Genomic DNA, 18,723 nt, shown 5'->3' on the forward strand with positions numbered 1-18,723 from the left:
GGCGAAACAGGCGTGGGCGGCGCGGGCGGAGCCGGAGGCACCGGGGCCGGACTCGGCGGCGGGGTCGGCACCGGCGTGGGGGTGGGCGTGACGGTCGGCGTCGGAGCGGGCGTCGGCGTCGGTGTCGGCGTGACGGTGGGCGTCGGGGTGGGACTGGGCGTCGGCCGGGGCGTCGGGGTGGGAGTGGGTGTCGGGGTGGGCGTGGGGGTCGGCTTGGGAGTCGGCGACGGTGACGGGCAGGGGTGGTGATGATGCGGGTGATGTGGGTGGTGCGGGTGGTGCAGGATCCCGGAGAGGTCGACGTCCACGCCGACCTCCACCTCCACGTCCACCCCGACGTCCACGCCGCCCCGGCCGGCCCCCACCGCGACGTCCGCCCCGGCCCGGACGCAGGTCCCGACCACCGGGCCGTGCGGCCCCCCGCCCCCGTGCTGGGCCGCCGTGGGCCGGGCCGCGGCCGAGCCGCTCACCAGCGCGCAGAGCGCGGCCACCCCGGCGGCCGCGCCGGCCAGCCGGATCCGCCGCGCGCGGGGGCCGCCGGGTGCACCGCGTCCGGCGGCGACGGGCGCCGGGCGCGGGTCCGTGGTCACGACGGCCCGTCCATCGGTATCCGGCGGGGCGGCTGGGGCTGCGGCATGGGCTCCGTGCACCTCTCGTGTCGGCGGGAGTCGGCCGCGCCGGGAAGGGGGCCGACACCGGGACGGCCCGCCGCAGGGGCGGGCCGTCCGGTATCCGGTGAAACGATCATGCGGTGGACCGGGTTACGCCCGGCCCCGGGCAGGCCCTCCGGGGACGGCCCGCCCGGGCTGCGCCTCAGCGGCGCCCGTGCGCGATCTCGACGTTCTCCAGCACACCCACCGCGTCCGGAACCAGGATCGCGGCGGAGTAGTAGGCACTCACAAGGTAGGAGATGATCGCCTTCTCGTCGATGCCCATGAAGCGGACCGACAGGCTCGGCTGGTACTCGTCCGGAATACCGGTCTGGTGCAGGCCGATGACGCCCTGGTTGTCCTCACCGGTACGGATCACCAGGATCGAGCTGGTGTTCTCCTTGCTGATCGGGATCTTGTTGCACGGCAGGATGGGGACGCCGCGCCACGCCGGCACCTGCTGCCCGCCGAGGTCGACGTGGTGCGGGTAGAGCCCGCGCGCGTTCAGCTCGCGGCCGATCGCGGCGATGGTCCGCGGGTGGGCGAGCAGGTAGTCGGGGTCGCGGCGGCGGTTGAGCAGCTCGTCCAGGTCGTCCGGGGTGGGCGGGCCGGAGTGGGTCTGGATCCGCTGGTCGAAGTCGGCGTTGTTGAGCAGACCGAACTCCGGGTTGTTGACGAGCTCGTGCTCCTGGCGCTCGCGCAGGGCCTCGATGGTCAGCCGCAGCTGGTGCTCGACCTGGTTCATCGGCTGGTTGTAGAGGTCGGCGACCCTGGTGTGCACCTTGAGGATCGTCTGGGCGACGCTCAGCTCGTACTCGCGCGGCTTGAGCTCGTAGTCCACGAAGGCGCCGGGGAGCTGGTACTCGCCGTGGTGGCCGGCCGACATGGCGATCTCGGCCTCGCCGCGCTCGTTCTGGGCCTGGAGCGGCAGCGCGAGGAAGGCCTCGATGTGCTCCTGCAGCGCGGGCGAGTTGGCGCGGATCTGCTCGAAGTCCCGGCGGGGCAGCGACAGCACGGTGCCGGCGGTCACCGTCTTGGCGGTGAACTCCCAGACGGCGGACGGGTCGAGCACCGCGTGCTCGCCGAAGCGGTCGCCGTCGCCGAGCACGCTGACCACCGTCTCGTCACCGTACTTGCCGGTGCCGATCTGGTTGATCTTGCCGTGGGCGATCAGGTAGATGCGGTCGGCGGCCTCGCCGCGCTCGGCGAGCACCTCGCCCGGGCCGAAGTCGCGCTGCTCGCAGCGGTCGGCCAGTGCGGTGAGCACCTCCTCGTCCTCGAAGCCGCGCAGCAGGGCGAGTTCGCCGAGCTCCTGCGGGATGACCCGGACCTCGGAACCGGTCTTGATGAACTCGACCCGGCCGTCGCCGACGGTGTAGGTCAGGCGGCGGTTGACCCGGTAGGCGCCACCGGCGGCCTGCACCCAGGGCAGCACCTTGAGCAGCCAGCGGGAGGTGATCTCCTGCATCTGCGGTGCGGACTTGGTGGTCGTCGCAAGATTGCGGGCAGCGGCCGTCGTCAGGCTGGACTGCTGGGCCACCTGCGGTGTCTCCGGGGTGGTCGTCTCCACGGACATCGGCAGGTCTCTCCTTCGTGTGATCGGGTCACGCCGACCCGTCGGACGAGCGGCGGCAGCCGGAGGCAGCCGGTGATCGATTCGGACGGATCATCAGATACGCGTATCGGTGGGAGGTTTGGCGGCCTTCGCGATGCGGTGCGCCGCGCTCGGGCGATCCATCCGGAACCCTAGATCACCAAGGGCCCGGCAACCCCGCACCGCAGCCGAGCGCCCCCCGATAGGGTGAATCTCTCCGACCGGAAGGTTTGAATCCGAGCGGCACGAGTCCCCAGGGCCGGATGTTCCTGCGCATGCGAATCGCCCGGACGCGGGAACGATCCACCCCACTCGAACGGAGGAGCGCGCGGGCCCGCCCCCCGACCGGTGGGGCGCAGGCCCGTCGAACATGTGTCCAGGATTCGAACAGACCGCCGGTGAGGCCTGGGTCAGGGGTCCGGATCAGACCAGCGCGGGCTCCTCCGCGAACCACGGCTCGGCGGTGAACCAGGGCCGTCGCTCGAACGACGCGGGCCTCAACTGGTCGAACCAGGTGGCGCGTTCGTCGTACCGGGCGAAGAAGGGCAGGCCCACCCGGTCCGGCTCGCGGGCCTGCAGGAAGCGGCAGACGAAGACCCGCTCGCCGCCGATCTCGGCCACCCCGTCCAGGCAGACCTTCCCCGGTCCGGCCGACATCACCGGCCCGCGCGCCGTCCGCTCCAGCCCGGACACCTGCCGCACGGCGTCCCGGTGGATCCCCACCGCCCGCGCCAGCGGCACCTCGAAGTAGGAACTGGCCCCGGTGTCCCGTTCGACGAACAGGTAGTACGGCACGATGCCCAGGCCCACCATGTCCCGCCAGAGCGCCGCCCACACCGCCGGATCGTCGTTGACGTGCCGGATCAGCGGCGCCTGGGCGCGGATCACCGCCCCCGTCGACCGGATCCGCGCCACGGCCTCCCGCACCGCCCGCCCGGCCAGCTCGCGCGGATGGCTGAGGTGCGCCATCACCGCCACCTGCCGGCCGGCGGCGACCACGCGTTCGAACAGGCGCAGCAGGTCGTCGGCGTCCGGATCGGTGGTGAAGCGGTGCGGCCACCAGGCCAGCGCCTTGGTGCCCAGCCGGATCGTGCGCAGGTGGTCGGTGCCGGGGCCGAGCAGCGGCTCGACGTAGCCGGCCAGCCGGGCGGTGGACATGATCAGCGGATCACCCCCGGTGATCAGCACGTCGGAGACCTCGCGGTGGGCGCGCAGGTACTCCAGCGCCGTCGCCGGGCCCGGCAGGCTCTGCCGCAGGTCCGGCTCGCCGACGAACTGCGCCCAGCGGAAGCAGTAGCCGCAGTAGGCGTGGCAGCTCTGGCCCTGCGCGGGGAACAGCAGCACCGTCTCCCGGTACTTGTGCTGGAGGCCCGGGACCGGGCGGCCGTCGAGCCGGGGGATGTTCTCCTCCAGCTGCCCGCCCGGGTGCGGGTTGAGCGCCCGCCGGGCGGCGGCGACCGCCTCCGCCAGCCGTTCGCGCGGGGCACCGGCGGTCAGCAGCGCGGAGATCCGGTCGAACACCTCCGGCGGGAGCATGTCCCGGTGCGGGAAGGTCAGCCGGTACATCGGGTCGTCGGGGACGCGGCCCCAGTCGATCAGCTCCTCCAGGACGTGGTTGTTCACCTTGAACGGCAGGACGGCCGCGACCACCGCGATCTCGTGCCGCAGCCGTTCGCCCGCCCCGGCGAGCTGCGGCAGGCCGGCCAGCCGGTGGCCGGGGACCGCGCGCAGCTTCGGCCGCCGGCCGCCCGCGGGGTCGTCGTTCACGCCCTCGTCTTGTACGGTTCGCACCCGTGTCACCCTTCTCCCGGCCGTCTCCTGCGGCCCTCCGGGCAGCCTAACTTCCGTTCCCCGACGGCCAGTCGGGGGGAGTCGGCGGCGGGCCTGGCGGGCCCGTCCGGCCGCTCTCGGGGCGGTCCCCGGGCGGGTGCAGTTCGTGCCGGTGGGCGATCCACCACAGCCCGCTCACCACGACCGCGAGGCCGATCAGCACCAGGGCCAGGACGGGCCAGCGGCTGTCGGCGAGCCGGATGTCGGCGATCAGCAGGACCCCGACCGCCGCGACCGGGACCAGCAGCGCCAGCAGGACCCGGCCGGCGGCGGCCGCCATCCCGGCGTCGGTCCGGCCCCGGCCGGGGCCGGGCCAGTCGGCCGGCTCCCCGCCGAAGTGGAAGGCCAGCGCACGGGCGGCCAGCCGGTCGGTGGCCCGGTTGTAGGAGAACGCCATGTAGGGGAGCCAGATCAGCGGGGCGACGGTGCCCATCAGGAGCACCAGGGCGAGCAGCGCCCACTCCCCCGCGCTCCGCCAGCGGGACGGCGGCGGCACGACGTCCTCGCTGGTCAGGCCGAGCAGCCGGGCCATCCGCCAGACCAGCGTGCCGAACCCCCGCAGCCGGCCGGTCCGCCCGCTCCGGGGCGGCGGCCCGGCGGCGAGGGCCCGGTCGGCGGCGGCGAGGTCCGGATGGGCCCCCTGGAGGACGAGCAGCTCGGGGGCGCGCTCCCGGGCGGTGGGGTCCTTGCCGGTGAGGGCGGCGATCTCCAGCAGCATCTGCCCCTGGGCCAGCAGCGCGGTGCAGAAGGCGAACGGGGCCATCCAGAGGAAGGGGCCGGCGACGAACGCGCCCTCGCTCCGGCTGACCCGCCGCGCGTGGTCGACGACCCGCCGGGCGAGCTCGTTCTCCGGGGCCTCCGGGTGGGCCTCCCGCAGCGCCGCCACCCGGCGGGCGGCGCGCGGCCCGCGGTGACGCACGCCGAAGACGGCGAGCAGCTCCGGCATCCGCGCCGGGTGGTCGCGCATCGAGCGCATCAGCTCGGCCAGCGGGGCGCCGTCACCCGCCCCGTTCGGCGCGGGCTCCGCCCGGCCCCCGGGGTCCGGCTCTGTCGTCGGGGCCACGTCCGTCCCACCGCTCCGCCGTGCGCTCCGGCCGCGCCCGGGCCTGTCTCCACAGTAGGTCCCCGGTCCGGGCCCCCGCCTGTCAGGCGATCTCGAAGCCGTGCCGGACCTCGTCGAAGCGGCCGGCCGCGAGGTCCTCGTCGGTGATCCAGAAGGAGACGTTGACGCACTCGCCCCAGTCGGCGGCCAGCACGCCGCTGTCGATCTGCAGCAGCGGGCGGTGGCCCTCGGGGCGGCCGGTGTCGGTGTCGCACCAGCCGAGCAGCCGGACCGCGGGGCGGGGCAGGTGCTCGGCGAGGTCCTGGGCGAGGTCGAGGGCGACCAGGAAGTCGTCGGGGAACAGCCGCTCCAGCTCGCGGTCCTGGTAGGACGGCGCGGACAGCGCCCGGGCGGCCCGGACCGGCACGGCCGGGACGGCGGGCGTGCCCCGCTCGACGGCCGGCGCGGGGCGCGGCGGCGCACCGGCGGGCACGTGCAGGACGCGGCAGCCGCGTCCGGTGAAGTCGGCGAGCCATTCGTCGTGGAAGAAGAGCAGCAGTCCGTCGGCGGGCAGCGGCCAGCCGCCGCTGTCCGGCCCGCTGTCCGCTCCGGTGGTCCCGTGGGCCTCCGCGAGTGCGGCGCAGTCCAGCTGGGCGAGCAGCTGCATCGGGCGGCCGGAGAACTCCGGCCAGTCCGTGCCCCCGGGCAGTGCGGGCAGCCCGCCGAGCCGTCCGGCGCTCCCGGCGGCCCGGCCGTCCGCGCCCTCCGTGCCGCCCCCAGGGTCCGCGCCGTCCCCGCCGGGCACGGGGTCGAGGACCAGGGAGGAGCGGAACAGCCCGTGCACCAGGGGCGCCAGCTGCTCGCCGGCCCGGGCGCGGATCAGCTCCGCGACCTCGCCGGGTATCGGCGGCACGTCCTCACCGGGGGCGGTCGCACGAGTGTCGGTGGTCACGAGTTCGGCCATGCGCCAAGCCTGACACGAGGGTCCGACAACGCCCGGCCGGCGGCAGCCGCCGCGACGGCGCCGGGAACGGCGAGGGCCCCGTCAGGTGCCGCTACGGGGGCGACCGGCACCTGACGGGGGGTCATGGGCGGGAGGGGGCGTCGGGCGTCAGGAGCAGACGACCTCGTTGCCGGGGACCTGGAAGATGCCGGAGTCGCTGGCCGTGCCGTTCGCGTACTCGTAGTAGAGGTAGGTGTAGAAGTCGATCCGCGCGCCGTTGCCGCAGACCGAGTCGGCGCCGATGGAGTAGGTCAGGGTGACCGTGGTGGTGGCGCCGGCCGCGACCGGCACGGAGTGGTGGACCAGACCGCTGGTGGCCCCCGTGTCACAGCTGGTGACGTTGCCGCCGCAGGCGGAGAAGGCGTACTTCAGGCCGGTGTTCAGGGTGGTGGTGTAGGTCGGCTGGATGGACTCGTAGACGAACTGGGCGGCGGTGTCGTGCGGGTTGGTCAGGGTGAGCGTCAGGGTGACGTCGGAGCCCGGGGTGGCGGTCGCCCGGTCGACGGAGACGGCGAGCACCGGGGTGCCCGCGTGGGCGGGCGTGGCCGACAGCAGCAGGGCGACGAGGAGGGCGAGGACGGCGGAGAGGCCGGAGCGGCTCAGCAGTGATGTGCGCATGACCAGGGAGCGTAGGGGGACCGTCCCGGCGCCGGTGGCGGCCTCCGCACCGGTCCGTACCGGCGGATGACCGGCGAGCGGACGCCGGGGCCATTACCTTCCGGTTCCCCCGCCGCCGGGCGACCGGAGCCCTACCCTCCACGCCGCCCGTCCCGCTTCCGCCCGCATCTCAGCCGGGGGACGGCGGACCGTCAGAGCGGCGGCCGCAGGACCGCGCAGAGCGCCTCCAGCGCCGCCGGGTAGGCGTGGTCGGGCGGGGTCGCGTAGCCGACCACCAGGCCGTCCGTCACCGGCATCGCCTCCGGCGCCAGCTGCGGGTGCCGGAAGTCCGCCAGGCCGTCCACGGCCAGCCCCCGGTGGGCGGCCGCCGCGAGCGCCGAGCGCTCGGTGCCGGGCGCGAGGCGGAGCACCGCGTGCAGTCCGGCCGCGATCCCGGTGACCTCGACGTGCGGGGCCCGCTCGGCCAGGGCGCCGACCAGCCGGTCGCGACGGTCGCGGTAGCGGCGGCGCATCCGCCGCACGTGCCGGTCGTAGCCGCCCGAGTCGATGAACTCCGCCAGGGTCAGCTGGTCCAGCGCACTCGCCCAGCCCTCGCGCTCCCCCTTGACCGCGAGCACCCGGTCCACCAGGTGGTCGGGCAGCACCATCCAGCCGAGCCGCAGCGCCGGGCTGAGGCTCTTGCTGGCCGTCCCGAGGTAGACCACCCGCTCCGGGTCCAGGCCCTGCAGCGCGCCGACCGGCTGCCGGTCGTAGCGGAACTCGCCGTCGTAGTCGTCCTCCAGCACGAGCCCGCCGCGGCCGCGCGCCCAGTCGACCACCGCCGCCCGGCGGCCCGCGTGCAGCGGCCCCCCGGTGGGGAACTGGTGGGCGGGGGTGAGGAGCACCGTGCGAACCTCCCGGTGCTGCGCCAGCGCGCCGACCCGGGCGCCGTGTTCGTCGAGCGGCAGCGGGACCCCGGTGACCCCGGCGGAGGCCAGCAGGCCGCGGTGGAAGGCCAGCCCGTAGCCCTCGACGGCGAGCGGGCCGGCGCTCCTGGCGGGGAGCACCGCGCGCGGGCCGTCGAACAGCAGCCGCAGCGCGTGGGCGAAGCCGGAGCAGATCACGATCCGCTCCGGGTCGGTGCGCACCCCGCGGGCCCGGGCGAGGTAGTCGGCGAGGGCCCGGCGCAGTTCGCCCCGGCCCTGCGGGTCACCGGGCCCGAACGCCTCGCCGGGCGCGGCGGTGAGCGCCCGGCGCCCGGCGGCGAGCCAGGCGGTGCGCGGGAAGGCGGCCGCGTCGGGCCGGCCCTGCCGCAGGTCGTGGACGGGGCTCGGCGGCCGGGAGGAGCGCCGGGCGCGGCCGGCGGGCGCGGGTTCGGCCCGGTCGGCGACGGCGGTGCCCGAGCCCTGGCGGGCGGTGAGCCAGCCTTCGGCGACCAGTTCGGCGTAGGCGTCGGCCGCGGTGTTGCGGGCGATGCCGAGGTCGGCGGCGAGGGTGCGGTAGGGCGGCAGCCGGGTGCCGGGGGCGAGCCGGCCGCTGCGGATCGCCTCGCGCAGGGCGGCCATCAGGGCGGAGCGGCGGCTGCCGGCGGCGGGCAGGTCGAGGTGCAGATCGGTGCCGGACGGGTCCGCGCCGGAGCGGGTGGCGGCGGTGGCGCTCCCGCCGGCCGGTCCGTCCGCCGGCCCGGCGGGGCGGCGGGGTGTCCGGGGTGTCCGGGGCGGATCGACCGGGGTGTCCGTCATGGTCATGCACCCTATCGCCGGGTCCGTACGGGGCCCCGGGCCGGGTCCGCCGGCCCGGGACCTCCGGTTCGTGCGCCGCCACCGGCCGCCCGCTCAGTCGATGCGGACCGATTCGACGATGAACGACCGCACGTCGTTGCGGGTGCGTTCGGCGAGCGCCGAGTCGGTGGAGTAGGCGCTGACGCTCAGCCAGATGTTCCCGGCCTGCGGGACGCAGACGACCGTGGCGATGACGTCGGCGGTGCCGCCGATCACCTGGTAGTCGCCATCGGCCGCGCCGTCCCAGATCTGGAAGCCCTGGCGCAGGAGCGCGCTCTGGGCCAGGCCGAGGCAGTCGGAGAGGGTGTCGTTCTTGGTGAAGGTGCCCCAGTGTGCGTACATGCGGGTCTCCCGTTCGCGCGGTGGTGGCGGCGGGGCGGCCGGGGCCGGGGGACGCGGTCCGGACCGTGCGCCGTGCGCCGTGCATCGAGCGTCGGGGAGCGGCGGTCCCGGGCGCACGGGGCCGGGGTCCCGCCCCTGCCCCGGATCCCGGCCGGGACGGCGGGCCGGGTGACCGGGGGCGGGCGGGGGCGGGCGGGGCGATTGCGCCAGGCGGGTGCGCCGCGCGGGTGGCGGCGTTCCTGCATCGGGGTGCGGCTGCGACTGCGATCGGGTGGTCCTGTGGTCGGATTGTGTCGTCCTCAGCGTGTCGGCTGGCTATTCCTTCGGCATGACCAACACCAGGAAGTACCTGCTCGCCGCCGGTCTCAGCGCCGCGCTGGCCGTCCTGTCCGCCGGCCCCGCCCTCGCGGGCGACTGCGACGAGCCCGGGCACCACGCCCCCGCGCACCAGTCCCCCACGTCCTTCCAGGGCGGTGGCACCACCTGTATCAACGAGGGCGGCGCCTACGCGAGCGGCGTGGTGGCCAACTCGCCGGGGGTGCTGTCCGGCAACCAGATCCAGATCCCGATCAGCATCCCGATCAACGTCTGCGGCAACGGCCTCTCGATCCTCTGACCGACGCCCGCCCGCGTGCCGGCGCCGGACGCCGGCACCCCCTCCGCACCGCACCAGGGCTGCGGTCCCGGGAATCCCCCGGGGCCGCAGCCCTCTCCTCGTCCCGCCGCTCCGCTCCCGGCCGCTACGGGACCACCGTGACCGGCCAGCGGCCCGCCTTGACCAGCCGCACCGCGACCGAGCCGATCACCCGGTGTCCGGCCTGCTCGGAGGCGCCGACCACCACGCCGTCGGCCCGCAGCTCGTCCGCCAACCGCGCCAGCCCGGTGTACGGGTCGCCGCGCACGGTCAGGAACCGCCAGTCCACCCGCCACACGTCGCGCAGCCGGTGCTCGGCCTCGCGAAGCGCGATGAGCAGCTCCTCGACGATCTCCCGGGTGGTCTCCTCGACGGCCGCGCCGGCCAGGGCGGTGGCCGCGCCCAGCACCGGCTGGATGTAGGCGATCGCCAGGGTGGCGTTCTGCCGCCGGGCGAGCCCGGCCGCGAAGGCCGTGGCACGCCAGGAGGAGTCCGAGCCGTCCAGGCCCGCGAGGATCATCCTGGGGCCGTCGGTCCCCAGCTCGAACCCGGCCGGGGCGACCGCCGCACCCGGCTCCCCGGCGTCGAAGGCCGCCTCGTCCCGCTCCGCATCGCTCTCGTTGCTCATGCGCCGAGGCTATGCCGGACACGGTGGGTGACCGCAGGGGCACGACGGGTGAGGCCTGTGGCCGGGGCCACCCGGACCGCGGACGCCGGTCCGCCGGACGGCCGGTTTCGTGCACGGCGCGGCGAGCGGCCGTCACCCGCCGTCGACCGTGTGCGCGGCCTCACAGGGCCCCGAACGTGGCCCAGGCCACTTTCCGCAGAGGTTTGATCTTGAAAATCGGGACATTTGCCTTCAAATCCACCCATTTTCTTGATCCTTACGACCGGTAACCCCGCTCTGACGTGGCTAAACCTGCGATTCCTTGAAACGGCCCCCCAGCCCCCGTAACTTCGAATGCGTTGCACCGAGCAAGCCGCTCACCAGGGCCTCACCGCCCCGGAGCGACCACGGTGCACGACCACGCGAGCGACGTGTCCCCGAAACCGACGGCCTTCCGAGGGCCTGGTTCCGCGCGCTCGCACACCCTCTCCGAAAGGAAACCCATGACCTTCCGTAACGAGACCACCGCTGCCACCACCACCGCCACCAAGCGTCGCAACCGCGTCCGGATGGCTCTGATGGCCGGGGCGCTCACCGCCCTGCCGGTGGCCGGCCTCGTCGCGGCCAACAGCGCCTCCGCCGCCCCGGTCTCCGTGTGGGACAAGGTCGCCGCGTGCGAGGCCACCGGCAACTGGGCCATCAACTCGGGCAACGGCTTCTACGGCGGCCTGCAGTTCACCTCCAGCACCTGGGCCGCCTTCGGTGGCACCGCCTACGCCCCGCAGGCCCACCAGGCCACCAAGGCGCAGCAGATCGCCGTCGGCGAGAAGGTCCTCGCCGCTCAGGGCCCCGGCGCCTGGCCGGTCTGCTCCGTCAAGGCCGGTCTGACCAAGTAAGGACCGCTCCGCCCCCTCCCCGGGGGCAGCACGACGACGCCGCTGCACCCGGCCGGGCCCGCGAAGGGCCGGTCGGAGTCCAGCGGCGTCGTGCGTTGTGCGGGCGCGCGATGTGCGCGGACGCGACGTGCGATGTGCGATGTGCGCGGACGCGACGTGCGCGGATGTCGCGTCCGGTGCGGACGGACGTGGGTCCGGTCCGCTCAGCCGGCGGGTCCGGGGCGGGCGGGGAGCGGCAGCGGGATCGCCGGCAGGCCGTCGAGGCTGGTGGCCACGTCCTCCTTGCGCTCGCAGTAGCTGCTGAACTCCTCCTCCGTCTTCCGCCCGAAGTACTCCGCGTGCAGGCCCCGGTCCTCGCGGTAGTCCATCAGCGGGACCGCGTAGCCGCAGGAGTCGCCGACCCGCTCGGCCTCCACCAGGACGATCGCCCGCAGCGAGGGCCCGTCCACGGCCGGGTCGAAGCGGGCGAGCAGCCCGGGGAAGCGCGGGTCGTCACGGAACACCGCCACCCCCTGCCCGTGCACCCGCAGGATCTTCGGCGGGCCCTCGAAGGCGCACCACATCAGGGTGATCCGCCCGTTCTCCCGCACGTGGGCCACCGTCTCCGCCCCCGAGCCGCCGAAGTCCAGGTAGGCGAGGGTGCGTTCGTCGAGCACGGCGAGCGTCCCGGAACGGCCCTTGGGCGAGACGTTGACGTGCCCGTCGGCGGCGAGCGGTGCGGTCGCGACGAAGAAGACGGGCTGGGCCTCGATGAACGCGCGCAGGCGGTCGTCGATCTTCTCGTAGGTCTTTCCCATGGGGTGATTGTGCCTCCGGGTGGCCGGGCCGGAAATCGGTTTCCAGCATCCGGGACGGCCACCGCGCCTCGGCGGCCGGCCGCGGACGACCGGACAGTATCCTTGACGGACTCGCGGACCGCCCGGTCCTGGGGCGTACCAGTGTGAGGGAGTGGGGCCTTGGCCGACAGCGGGCTGCTGGCCCATCAGCGACAGGCGATGATCGCCGAGATGGTGCGCCGCAGCGGGGCCGTGCGCGTCGCCGAACTGGTCGAGCAGTTGGGCGTCTCCGACATGACGGTGCGCCGAGACCTCGACGCCCTGGAGCGCTCGGGCGTGGTGAAGAAGGTGCACGGCGGAGCCGTCTCCGCCTCGGGCACGGCCGTCGACGAACCGGGGTTCGAGGCGAAGTCGGCGCTGGAGTCGGCCGCCAAGGCCGCCGTGGCGGAGGCCGCGGCCACCCTGGTCGAGCCCGGCAGCGTGGTCGCCGTCGCGGCGGGCACCACGGCGTACGCGGTCGCCGCCCGGCTGCTGCACGTCCCGCGCCTGACCGTCGTCACCAACTCGCTGCCGGTCGCGGACCTGGTCCGTTCGACCGGCGAGCAGACCACCGCGGGCGCGCCCACGCTGCTGCTGACCGGTGGCTCGCCCACCCCGTCGGCGGCGCTGGTCGGCCCGCTGGCCGACCAGGCGATCCGCTCGCTCCACGTCGACCTGCTGATCCTCGGGGCCCACGGGGTCGGCGAGAGGGCCGGTCTGACCACGCCCAACCTCGCGGAGGCGCAGACCAACCGGGCGCTGATCGCCGCCGCGCGCCGGGTCGCCGTGGTGGCCGACCACACCAAGTGGGGCGTGGTCGCGCTCAGCGGGTTCGCCGCGCTCGACGAGATCGACGTCTTCGTCACCGACGCGGGCCTGGACGCCCAGGCCCGCACCACCCTGGCGGAGACCGTCGGGGAGTTGGTCGTCGCACCGGTCCCGACGGACTGAGGCCGGGCGGGCACGACCCTTGTCCGGGCCGGGATTTCGCGGCGAACACCGCTCCCCGAGGGGTGCGGTTCTGCCACACTGTCGGCTGTCCGGCGGGGGCGCCGGCCGTGGGGGGTGCCATGAGTTCCGAATCGTCCGCGACGTCCGAGCACGGTGGGACGGTGCCCGGGAGCATCGACATCGTGCTCTCGGATCCTTCCCAGCTCTCCGCACTGGAGCGGTGGTTGACCCATGGTCCGGCGGAGGTCGAGGTCGCCCGGCGGCCCGGCGTCCCCGGGCCCGGCGAGCAGGGCGTCCTGGACGTGCTGACGGTCCTGGGCGGGGCCTCGGGCATCGTCGCGGCGATCCGGGTGCTCCCCGACTTCATCCGCTCGCGCCGCTCCGGCCTCCGGGTGGAGATCGTCCGGGACGGGCGCACCGTCACCCTGCACGCGGAGAACGTCGACGAGGTCATGCCGCTGCTGGAGCGCCTGCTCGGTGAGTGAACGTCCGACCGGCGAGCCGGTCAGAGGCCCGGTCGGCGAGCCGGGCGCAGGCCCGGTCCGTGACCACGCGCGCTCGATGGCCGTCCTCGTCGGCACCGCCGCCTACCAGCACCTGCGGCCGGTCCCGGCCGCCGCGCACAGCCTCGACCGGATGCGCCGGCTGCTCACCGGCGAGCTGTGCGGCTGGCCGGAGGACCGGGTGGCGGTGCTGGCGGACGTGCCCCCGGGGGTCAACCTGCCCGACCGGCTGGTCGAGCTGTTCCAGGGGGCCGACGACACCGCCCTGTTCTACTACGTCGGGCACGGCCAGGCCGACGACCGGGACGAACTGTGCCTGGCGCTGCCCGGCACCCGGGACGACGCGGACCGGCGGGCCACCACCAGCCTGCCGTACTCCGCCGTCCGCCACGCGCTCCGGGCGAGCCGTGCCACCACCACGATCGTGCTGCTGGACTGCTGCCACGCCGGGCTCGCCGTCTCCCCCGACGGGCGGCTGTCCCCCGGCGACCACCTCATCGGCCTCGCCCGCACCCCGGGCGGCGCGCTGATCGGCGCCGCCGGGCCCTACGAGAGCGCACGGTTCGAGGAGCGCTCCGAGGACGGGCGCCCGCACACCGTGTTCACCCGCTGCCTGGCCGAGATCGTCGAGGAGGGGGTCGCGGGCGGGCCGGAGGTGCTGACCGTCGACCTGCTCCTGCGGCTGCTGCGGGAGCGGCTGCTGCGCGACGAGAAGCCCTCGCCGACCGCCATCATGAGCGGGTCCGCGGGCGAGTTCGTCTTCGCCCGCAACGCCGCCGCGACGGCACCTCCCGCACCGCCCGCGCCGCCCGCCGACCCGGTGCCGCCACGACGGCGCCGTACCCGGCTGGGGTGGCTCGCGGCCCTGGTGGCGGCGACGCTCGTCGCCACCACGGTCTACCTGCAACTGCCGGACGACCCGGGGGGCGGCACGGACACCGCGCTGGTGGCCACGCTGTCCGGCTCGCGCACCTCGATCACCTCCGCCGACGTGGACCTCTCCGCCGAAGGCACCCTGGACTGGGCGCAGTGGGGCTACCTGCCGTCCGACGACACCGCCACCGAACGCTTCCCGCAGAACGCCGTCGCCCGGTGCACCTTCAACCCGTACTGCGTCGTGCGCCGCAGCGACGCTTTCCTGATCGGAAACTTCGCCACCCTCGGCACCGACCCCGCCGTCCGGATCCACGACGCCGAGCAGCCCGTCTCCTTCGCCTGGCACGACGGGAGCCCCGTACGCCTCCGCCCGCGGCGCCCGGTCCGCCGTCTACGAGGGCGGGCCCGGCGCGGGCTTCCAGCTGCTGGTGCCCGGCGGCACGGGCGTCCGGACGCTGCGCCTGTACGCCGGGTACCACCAGGCCGCCCTGCGCTGCACCGTCACCTTCCGCGGCAGCGACCTCCTCTCCTTCACCGACTACGCCGACATCGAGCCGAACCGGCTCAACGCGAACTACTACCTCGTCTACACCCTCGGCTACCGCCCCGGCGACGTGGCCCAGCTCCTCGACATCCGGCTCACCATGGCCCACGAGTACGGCGGCGGCAACGTCGCCCTGCTCGCCGCGACGCTCTCCTGACGGGCGGGCCGCGGACGGCCGGTCTCCCGGTCCCGGGCCGAGCCACCGCTCCGTCCCGAGCCACACGGCACGCCTCGGCCCGGCGCGCCTCGGCCCGGTACGCCTCAGCCCGGCAGGCCGATCGCGCGGTCGCCGGAGCGGGACTGCTGGACGACCACCGCGACCACCAGGAGCGAGCCCTGGGCGACGTTCTGCCAGAAGGCGTTGACCCCCTGGACGGTGAGCCCGTTCTCCAGGGCGCCGAGCAGGGCGACGGCCAGCAGGGTGCCGCCGATGCCGCCCCGGCCGCCCTTGAGCGCGCAGCCGCCGAGGGCCGCGGCGGTGATCGCCTTGAGCTCCAGGCCCTCGCTGCCGGAGACCGGCTGGCCGGAGCCGGTGCGGGCGGTGAGCAGGATGCCGGCGATCGCGGCGACCGCGCCGACGAGGGCGTAGACGGCGACCAGGTACTTGTTGATCGCGATGCCGGCCAGCCGGGCGGCGGTGTCGTTGCCGCCGATCGCGTAGAGGTTGCGGCCGAGGTCGGTGAAGGTGAGCAGGACGTGCACGGCGAGCGCGACGAGGACCAGGATCCAGACCATCACCGGCAGCCCGGCGATCCGGCCGCGTCCGAGGAGGACGAACACCGGGTCGCCGAGGACGTAGCCCTGCGCCCGGCCGTCCGAGAGGAGTTGGGCGATGCCCTTGTAGGCGGCGAGGCCGGCCAGGGTGGCGATGGTCGCGTTGACCCGGCCCCGGACGATGACCAGGCCGTTGACGGTGCCGACGAGGATGCCGACGGCGACCGCCGCGGCCGTCCCGAGCAGGGCGTTCGACCCGGCCGAGGTGAAGGCCATGGCGCTGACCACGGAGGCCAGACCGGCCTGCGAGCCGACCGAGATGTCCAGGCCGCCGCAGATGATCACCACGGTCTGGACGACGGCGAGCAGGCCGGTGATGGTCGCGGCCTCGGCGATCACCCGGATGTTGGTCCAGCCGAGGTAGTGGTCGTCGAGCAGGCCGAAGACGGTGAGGACGAGCGCGAGGGCGCCGAGCAGGCTGAGGTTCTGGCCGCCGATGCCGGTGAGCAGGGCGAGCGGGCGGCCGCGCCCGCGCGGCGCGCGGCCGGTGCCGCCCCCGCCGGTGACCCCGCCGGGACCGGACCGGCCGACGGCGGGCGGGGTGGTGGCGCTGCTCATGAGGGTGCTCCCGGGGTGGTCGGGCGGGCGGTGGCACCGGCCGCGGTGATGTCGTCGGCCATGGCGAGCTGCAGGACGGCCTCCTCGGTGGCGTCGGCGCGGTCGAGCTCGCCGGTGATCCGCCCGTTCTGCAGCACGACGATCCGGTCGGCCAGGCTCAGCAGCTCGGGCAGTTCGGAGGAGATCACCAGCAGGGCGACCCCCTCCTCGGCCAGGTCGGAGATGATCCGGTGGATCTCGGCCTTGGCGCCGACGTCGATGCCGCGGGTCGGTTCGTCGAGGATCAGCAGCTTGGGCCGGCGGGCCAGCCAGCGGGCGAGCACCACCTTCTGCTGGTTGCCGCCGGAGAGCTTGCCGACCTCGTGCTCGATCGACGGGGCGCGCACCCGCAGCCGCCGGGTGTGGGCGCGGACCAGCTCGCGTTCGGCCGCGCGCCGCACGAAGCGCCCGCGGCGCAGCCGTTCCAGGACGGCGATGGAGGTGTTGTCGCGGATCGAGCGCTCCAGGAAGAGGGCCTGGGTGCGCCGCTCCTCGGGGGCGAGGCCGAGGCCGGCCCGGATCACCCGGCCGGGGCTGCCGGCGGGCAGCGGCTGCCCGTCGAGGGTGACGGTGCCGGAGCGGACCGGCAGGTCCCCGGCGAGCGCGAGGGCGAGCTCCGAGCGCCCGGCGCCGATCAGCCCGGCCAGACCGACCACCTCCCCCGCCCGGACGGTGAGGTCGACGTCGCGGACGTGGTCGGTGGTGAGGCCGCGGGCCCGCAGCACGACGCGGTCGGTGGCGACCTCGGCGCGCAGCGCCAGGGCGGAGAGGTCACGGCCGACCATCTGCCGGACGAGCTCGCCCTCGGTGGTGTCGCGCGCGTCCTGGACGCCGGCCAGCTCGCCGTCGCGCAGGACGGCGATCCGGTCGGCGAGGCGGAGGATCTCCCGCATCCGGTGCGAGACGTAGACGACCGCGATGCCCTGGGCGCGCAGCCGGCCGATGAGCGCGAAGAGGGTGTCGGCCTCGTGCTCGGACAGCGAGGAGGTGGGCTCGTCGAAGGCGATCAGCTTGGCCTCGCCGGTCAGCGCCCGCATGATCTCGACGAGTTGGCGCTGGGCGGCGGTGAGCCGGGAGCCGGGGAGGTCGGGGTCGAGCAGGCCGGTGAAGCCGAGCCGGTCCAGGTCGGCGGTGATCCGGGCGCGCAGGGCGGCGCGGTCCAGCCGGCGGCCCCGGCGGGTGGGGAGGGCGCCGGCGTAGACGTTCTCGGCGACCGGGACGTGCGGGACGATCTCGGGTTCCTGCGGGACGAGGCGGATGCCGAGGGCGCGGGCCTGGGCCGGGGAGCGCAGGTCGACGGGGCGGCCGTCGAGCAGGACGCGGCCCTCGGTGGGCCGGTGGTCACCGGTGAGGATCTTCAGCAGGGTGGACTTGCCGGCGCCGTTCTCGCCCATCAGCGCGGTGACCGTGCCGCGGGGGAAGTCGAGGGTGACGCCGCTCAGGGCCCGGACGGCGCCGAAGGACTTGGTGACGGCCAGGACGCCGGTGCCGACCGGCGGTCCCTCGGCGGACGGTCCCTCGGCGGACGGCCCCTCGGCGGCCCGGTCAGCCACAGGTGACTCCCGCGCCCTGCCAGGTGGCGGCGTCGACCATGGTGGCGCGCGCGAACAGCTCGGCCGGGAGCTCCTTGCCGCTCCTGAGCTTGTCGTACATGGCCTGGACGGCGAGCGCGCCGACCTCCCTGCCGTTGATGAACAGCGCGGCCCTCATCCCGGTCGGCTTGCCCGCGCCCCAGTCCTTGCAGGCGAGGTAGGCCCCGAGGCCGACGCCGATCACGTCGTCCGCGCCGACGCCGGCGTTCTGCAGCGCGGTGACGCCGCCGTGCACGTTCTCGTCGTTGCAGCCCCACACCACCCAGTGCTTGACGCCCGCGTTGGCGGTGACGGTCGCGGCGACCTTGTCCTGTGCGCCGGTCGGGGTGTTGTCGGTGGCGACGTCGATGGTCCGGACGCCGGGGGCGGCCGCGTCGAAGGCCTCCTTGGCCGCCTTGACGCGGTCCCCGCAGACGGTGACGTCCTGCTTCCAGGCCGACAGGACCCGGGTGTCGGCCGCGGTCCAGCCGGCCCGGGCGTACTCCTCGGCGGCGCGGCGGCCGACCTCGGCACCCATCTGGGCTCCGCTGAAGCCGATCCGCGGCACCAGGTCGGCCTTGGCGCAGGCGGCCGGGTCGGGTCCGGTGGCGCAGACCTGGTCGTCGGAGGTGAGCAGGGCGATCCCGGCGTCCCGGAGGGTGCGCACGACCTGTGGTCCGACGGCCGGGTCGGGGACGACGACGATCACGCCGCCGGCCTTGCGGGCGACCGCCGCCTGGACCTCGCTGACCGTCTTGTTGGCGTCGTTGCCGAGGTTCACCACCTTGAGGTCGACCCCGAGTTCGGCGGCCTTGGCCCGGGCGCCGGCGGCCTCGCCGATGAAGTACTCCTGGTCCCCCTGCTTCTGCAGGTAGGTGATCGAGATCTTGCCGCCGACGGGCGCCACCGAGGCGTTGCCGGTGATCGTCTCCTGCCCGTCGGAGCACGCCGCGGTCAGGCCGAGCGCCAGCAGGAGGGAGCCTGCCGCGGCGCGGCGGCTGGTGCTTCTGGTCATGGAGGGGACCACTCCTCATCAAGCAGAACCGAACAGATTTCAACGCGATGTGAAATATCACACTCCACCCTGACGGATCGTCAAGCCCCTTGGCAGCGAAA

Annotated in this window: 19 protein-coding genes and 1 pseudogene; 7 read left to right on the plus strand and 13 right to left on the minus strand. The window is 74.9% G+C overall.

The genetic code is table 11. The annotated features are described in order from the left end of the window. On the plus strand, positions 1 to 249 hold a 249-nt coding region (locus ACFXAM_RS16590; RefSeq protein WP_380291748.1), incomplete at its 5' end, for a hypothetical protein. Positions 250 to 813: 564 nt separating this feature from the next. Here the strand turns inward: ACFXAM_RS16590 and ACFXAM_RS16595 are convergent. The 7 genes from ACFXAM_RS16595 to ACFXAM_RS16625 form a co-directional block, all read right to left on the minus strand. Continuing rightward, positions 814 to 2,226 (minus strand): family 2B encapsulin nanocompartment shell protein, encoded by a 1,413-nt coding sequence (locus ACFXAM_RS16595; RefSeq protein WP_380291750.1) that lies wholly within the window; start codon positions 2,224 to 2,226, stop codon positions 814 to 816. A gap of 441 nt (positions 2,227 to 2,667) precedes the next feature. Then, the gene (locus tag ACFXAM_RS16600) at positions 2,668 to 4,011 is read right to left on the minus strand and encodes a KamA family radical SAM protein (protein WP_380291752.1); all 1,344 of its coding nucleotides are present in this window, start codon (positions 4,009 to 4,011) and stop codon (positions 2,668 to 2,670) included. Between the two features lie 70 nt (positions 4,012 to 4,081). Beyond that, positions 4,082 to 5,137 carry a hypothetical protein gene (locus tag ACFXAM_RS16605; RefSeq protein WP_380291754.1) on the minus strand — a complete coding sequence of 352 codons (1,056 nt, stop codon included), beginning with the start codon at positions 5,135 to 5,137 and terminating at the stop codon, positions 4,082 to 4,084. Positions 5,138 to 5,219: 82 nt separating this feature from the next. Further along, positions 5,220 to 6,080 carry a DUF1963 domain-containing protein gene (locus tag ACFXAM_RS16610; protein ID WP_380291756.1) on the minus strand — a complete coding sequence of 287 codons (861 nt, stop codon included), beginning with the start codon at positions 6,078 to 6,080 and terminating at the stop codon, positions 5,220 to 5,222. 147 nt (positions 6,081 to 6,227) lie between these two features. After that, a complete protein-coding gene (locus tag ACFXAM_RS16615) occupies positions 6,228 to 6,737 on the minus strand; it encodes a hypothetical protein (RefSeq protein ID WP_380291758.1) in 510 nt (169 codons plus the stop codon). A gap of 191 nt (positions 6,738 to 6,928) precedes the next feature. Then, positions 6,929 to 8,281, minus strand: a complete 1,353-nt coding sequence (locus ACFXAM_RS16620; RefSeq protein WP_380291821.1) for a PLP-dependent aminotransferase family protein — start codon at positions 8,279 to 8,281, stop codon at positions 6,929 to 6,931. A gap of 270 nt (positions 8,282 to 8,551) precedes the next feature. Further along, the gene (locus ACFXAM_RS16625; protein ID WP_380291760.1) at positions 8,552 to 8,839 is read right to left on the minus strand and encodes a hypothetical protein; all 288 of its coding nucleotides are present in this window, start codon (positions 8,837 to 8,839) and stop codon (positions 8,552 to 8,554) included. Positions 8,840 to 9,167: 328 nt separating this feature from the next. On the opposite strand from ACFXAM_RS16625, the gene ACFXAM_RS16630 reads away from it, so the two are divergent. After that, a complete protein-coding gene (locus ACFXAM_RS16630; RefSeq protein WP_380291762.1) occupies positions 9,168 to 9,455 on the plus strand; it encodes a chaplin family protein in 288 nt (95 codons plus the stop codon). 124 nt (positions 9,456 to 9,579) lie between these two features. Here the strand turns inward: ACFXAM_RS16630 and ACFXAM_RS16635 are convergent, their stop codons facing one another. Beyond that, complete coding sequence (locus ACFXAM_RS16635) at positions 9,580 to 9,993, minus strand: universal stress protein (RefSeq protein WP_380291823.1); 414 nt, start codon at positions 9,991 to 9,993, stop codon at positions 9,580 to 9,582. Positions 9,994 to 10,583: 590 nt separating this feature from the next. On the opposite strand from ACFXAM_RS16635, the gene ACFXAM_RS16640 reads away from it, so the two are divergent. Further along, positions 10,584 to 10,976, plus strand: coding sequence for a transglycosylase family protein (locus tag ACFXAM_RS16640; RefSeq protein ID WP_380291764.1), 393 nt, complete (start codon positions 10,584 to 10,586; stop codon positions 10,974 to 10,976). Positions 10,977 to 11,179: 203 nt separating this feature from the next. Here ACFXAM_RS16640 and ACFXAM_RS16645 read toward each other — a convergent pair whose 3' ends face one another. After that, the gene (locus tag ACFXAM_RS16645) at positions 11,180 to 11,773 is read right to left on the minus strand and encodes a pyridoxamine 5'-phosphate oxidase family protein (protein WP_380291766.1); all 594 of its coding nucleotides are present in this window, start codon (positions 11,771 to 11,773) and stop codon (positions 11,180 to 11,182) included. Between the two features lie 198 nt (positions 11,774 to 11,971). Here ACFXAM_RS16645 and ACFXAM_RS16650 point away from each other — a divergent pair, with 198 nt between their 5' ends. From ACFXAM_RS16650 to ACFXAM_RS16660, 3 genes and pseudogenes are all read left to right on the plus strand, one after another. Continuing rightward, complete coding sequence (locus tag ACFXAM_RS16650) at positions 11,972 to 12,742, plus strand: DeoR/GlpR family DNA-binding transcription regulator (protein WP_380291824.1); 771 nt, start codon at positions 11,972 to 11,974, stop codon at positions 12,740 to 12,742. Between the two features lie 119 nt (positions 12,743 to 12,861). Then, the gene (locus ACFXAM_RS16655; protein ID WP_380291768.1) at positions 12,862 to 13,227 is read left to right on the plus strand and encodes a hypothetical protein; all 366 of its coding nucleotides are present in this window, start codon (positions 12,862 to 12,864) and stop codon (positions 13,225 to 13,227) included. Between the two features lie 76 nt (positions 13,228 to 13,303). Beyond that, a pseudogene (locus tag ACFXAM_RS16660) lies at positions 13,304 to 13,696 on the plus strand (caspase family protein); the annotation flags it as partial. 95 nt (positions 13,697 to 13,791) lie between these two features. Here the strand turns inward: ACFXAM_RS16660 and ACFXAM_RS16665 are convergent. Further along, positions 13,792 to 14,136, minus strand: coding sequence for a hypothetical protein (locus ACFXAM_RS16665; RefSeq protein ID WP_380291770.1), 345 nt, complete (start codon positions 14,134 to 14,136; stop codon positions 13,792 to 13,794). A gap of 413 nt (positions 14,137 to 14,549) precedes the next feature. Here ACFXAM_RS16665 and ACFXAM_RS16670 point away from each other — a divergent pair, with 413 nt between their 5' ends. Continuing rightward, positions 14,550 to 14,822, plus strand: coding sequence for a hypothetical protein (locus tag ACFXAM_RS16670; RefSeq protein WP_380291772.1), 273 nt, complete (start codon positions 14,550 to 14,552; stop codon positions 14,820 to 14,822). A gap of 104 nt (positions 14,823 to 14,926) precedes the next feature. Here the strand turns inward: ACFXAM_RS16670 and ACFXAM_RS16675 are convergent, their stop codons facing one another. From ACFXAM_RS16675 to ACFXAM_RS16685, 3 genes are read right to left on the minus strand one after another with little or no spacing between them, the layout of a single operon-like run. Then, complete coding sequence (locus ACFXAM_RS16675) at positions 14,927 to 15,997, minus strand: ABC transporter permease (RefSeq protein ID WP_380291774.1); 1,071 nt, start codon at positions 15,995 to 15,997, stop codon at positions 14,927 to 14,929. Continuing rightward, the gene (locus ACFXAM_RS16680; RefSeq protein ID WP_380291776.1) at positions 15,994 to 17,589 is read right to left on the minus strand and encodes a sugar ABC transporter ATP-binding protein; all 1,596 of its coding nucleotides are present in this window, start codon (positions 17,587 to 17,589) and stop codon (positions 15,994 to 15,996) included. The genes ACFXAM_RS16675 and ACFXAM_RS16680 overlap by 4 nt, the downstream gene beginning before the upstream one ends. Beyond that, complete coding sequence (locus ACFXAM_RS16685; RefSeq protein ID WP_380291778.1) at positions 17,582 to 18,622, minus strand: substrate-binding domain-containing protein; 1,041 nt, start codon at positions 18,620 to 18,622, stop codon at positions 17,582 to 17,584. The genes ACFXAM_RS16680 and ACFXAM_RS16685 overlap by 8 nt, the downstream gene beginning before the upstream one ends. Positions 18,623 to 18,723: the final 101 nt, after the last annotated feature.

The sequence above is a fragment of the Kitasatospora sp. NPDC059462 genome, from assembly GCF_042749955.1.
GTDB lineage: Bacteria > Actinomycetota > Actinomycetes > Streptomycetales > Streptomycetaceae > Kitasatospora.

Coding starts and splice junctions, on each gene's coding strand:
- ACFXAM_RS16595 (WP_380291750.1), bottom strand. CDS start 2,226: ATGTCCGTGGAGACGACCACCCCGGAGACACCGCAGGTGGCCCAGCAG.
- ACFXAM_RS16610 (WP_380291756.1), bottom strand. CDS start 6,080: ATGGCCGAACTCGTGACCACCGACACTCGTGCGACCGCCCCCGGTGAG.
- ACFXAM_RS16615 (WP_380291758.1), bottom strand. CDS start 6,737: ATGCGCACATCACTGCTGAGCCGCTCCGGCCTCTCCGCCGTCCTCGCC.
- ACFXAM_RS16620 (WP_380291821.1), bottom strand. CDS start 8,281: ATGGCCGCCCTGCGCGAGGCGATCCGCAGCGGCCGGCTCGCCCCCGGC.
- ACFXAM_RS16625 (WP_380291760.1), bottom strand. CDS start 8,839: ATGTACGCACACTGGGGCACCTTCACCAAGAACGACACCCTCTCCGAC.
- ACFXAM_RS16630 (WP_380291762.1), top strand. CDS start 9,168: ATGACCAACACCAGGAAGTACCTGCTCGCCGCCGGTCTCAGCGCCGCG.
- ACFXAM_RS16635 (WP_380291823.1), bottom strand. CDS start 9,993: ATGATCCTCGCGGGCCTGGACGGCTCGGACTCCTCCTGGCGTGCCACG.
- ACFXAM_RS16640 (WP_380291764.1), top strand. CDS start 10,584: ATGACCTTCCGTAACGAGACCACCGCTGCCACCACCACCGCCACCAAG.
- ACFXAM_RS16645 (WP_380291766.1), bottom strand. CDS start 11,773: ATGGGAAAGACCTACGAGAAGATCGACGACCGCCTGCGCGCGTTCATC.
- ACFXAM_RS16650 (WP_380291824.1), top strand. CDS start 11,972: ATGATCGCCGAGATGGTGCGCCGCAGCGGGGCCGTGCGCGTCGCCGAA.
- ACFXAM_RS16655 (WP_380291768.1), top strand. CDS start 12,862: ATGAGTTCCGAATCGTCCGCGACGTCCGAGCACGGTGGGACGGTGCCC.
- ACFXAM_RS16675 (WP_380291774.1), bottom strand. CDS start 15,997: ATGAGCAGCGCCACCACCCCGCCCGCCGTCGGCCGGTCCGGTCCCGGC.
- ACFXAM_RS16685 (WP_380291778.1), bottom strand. CDS start 18,622: ATGACCAGAAGCACCAGCCGCCGCGCCGCGGCAGGCTCCCTCCTGCTG.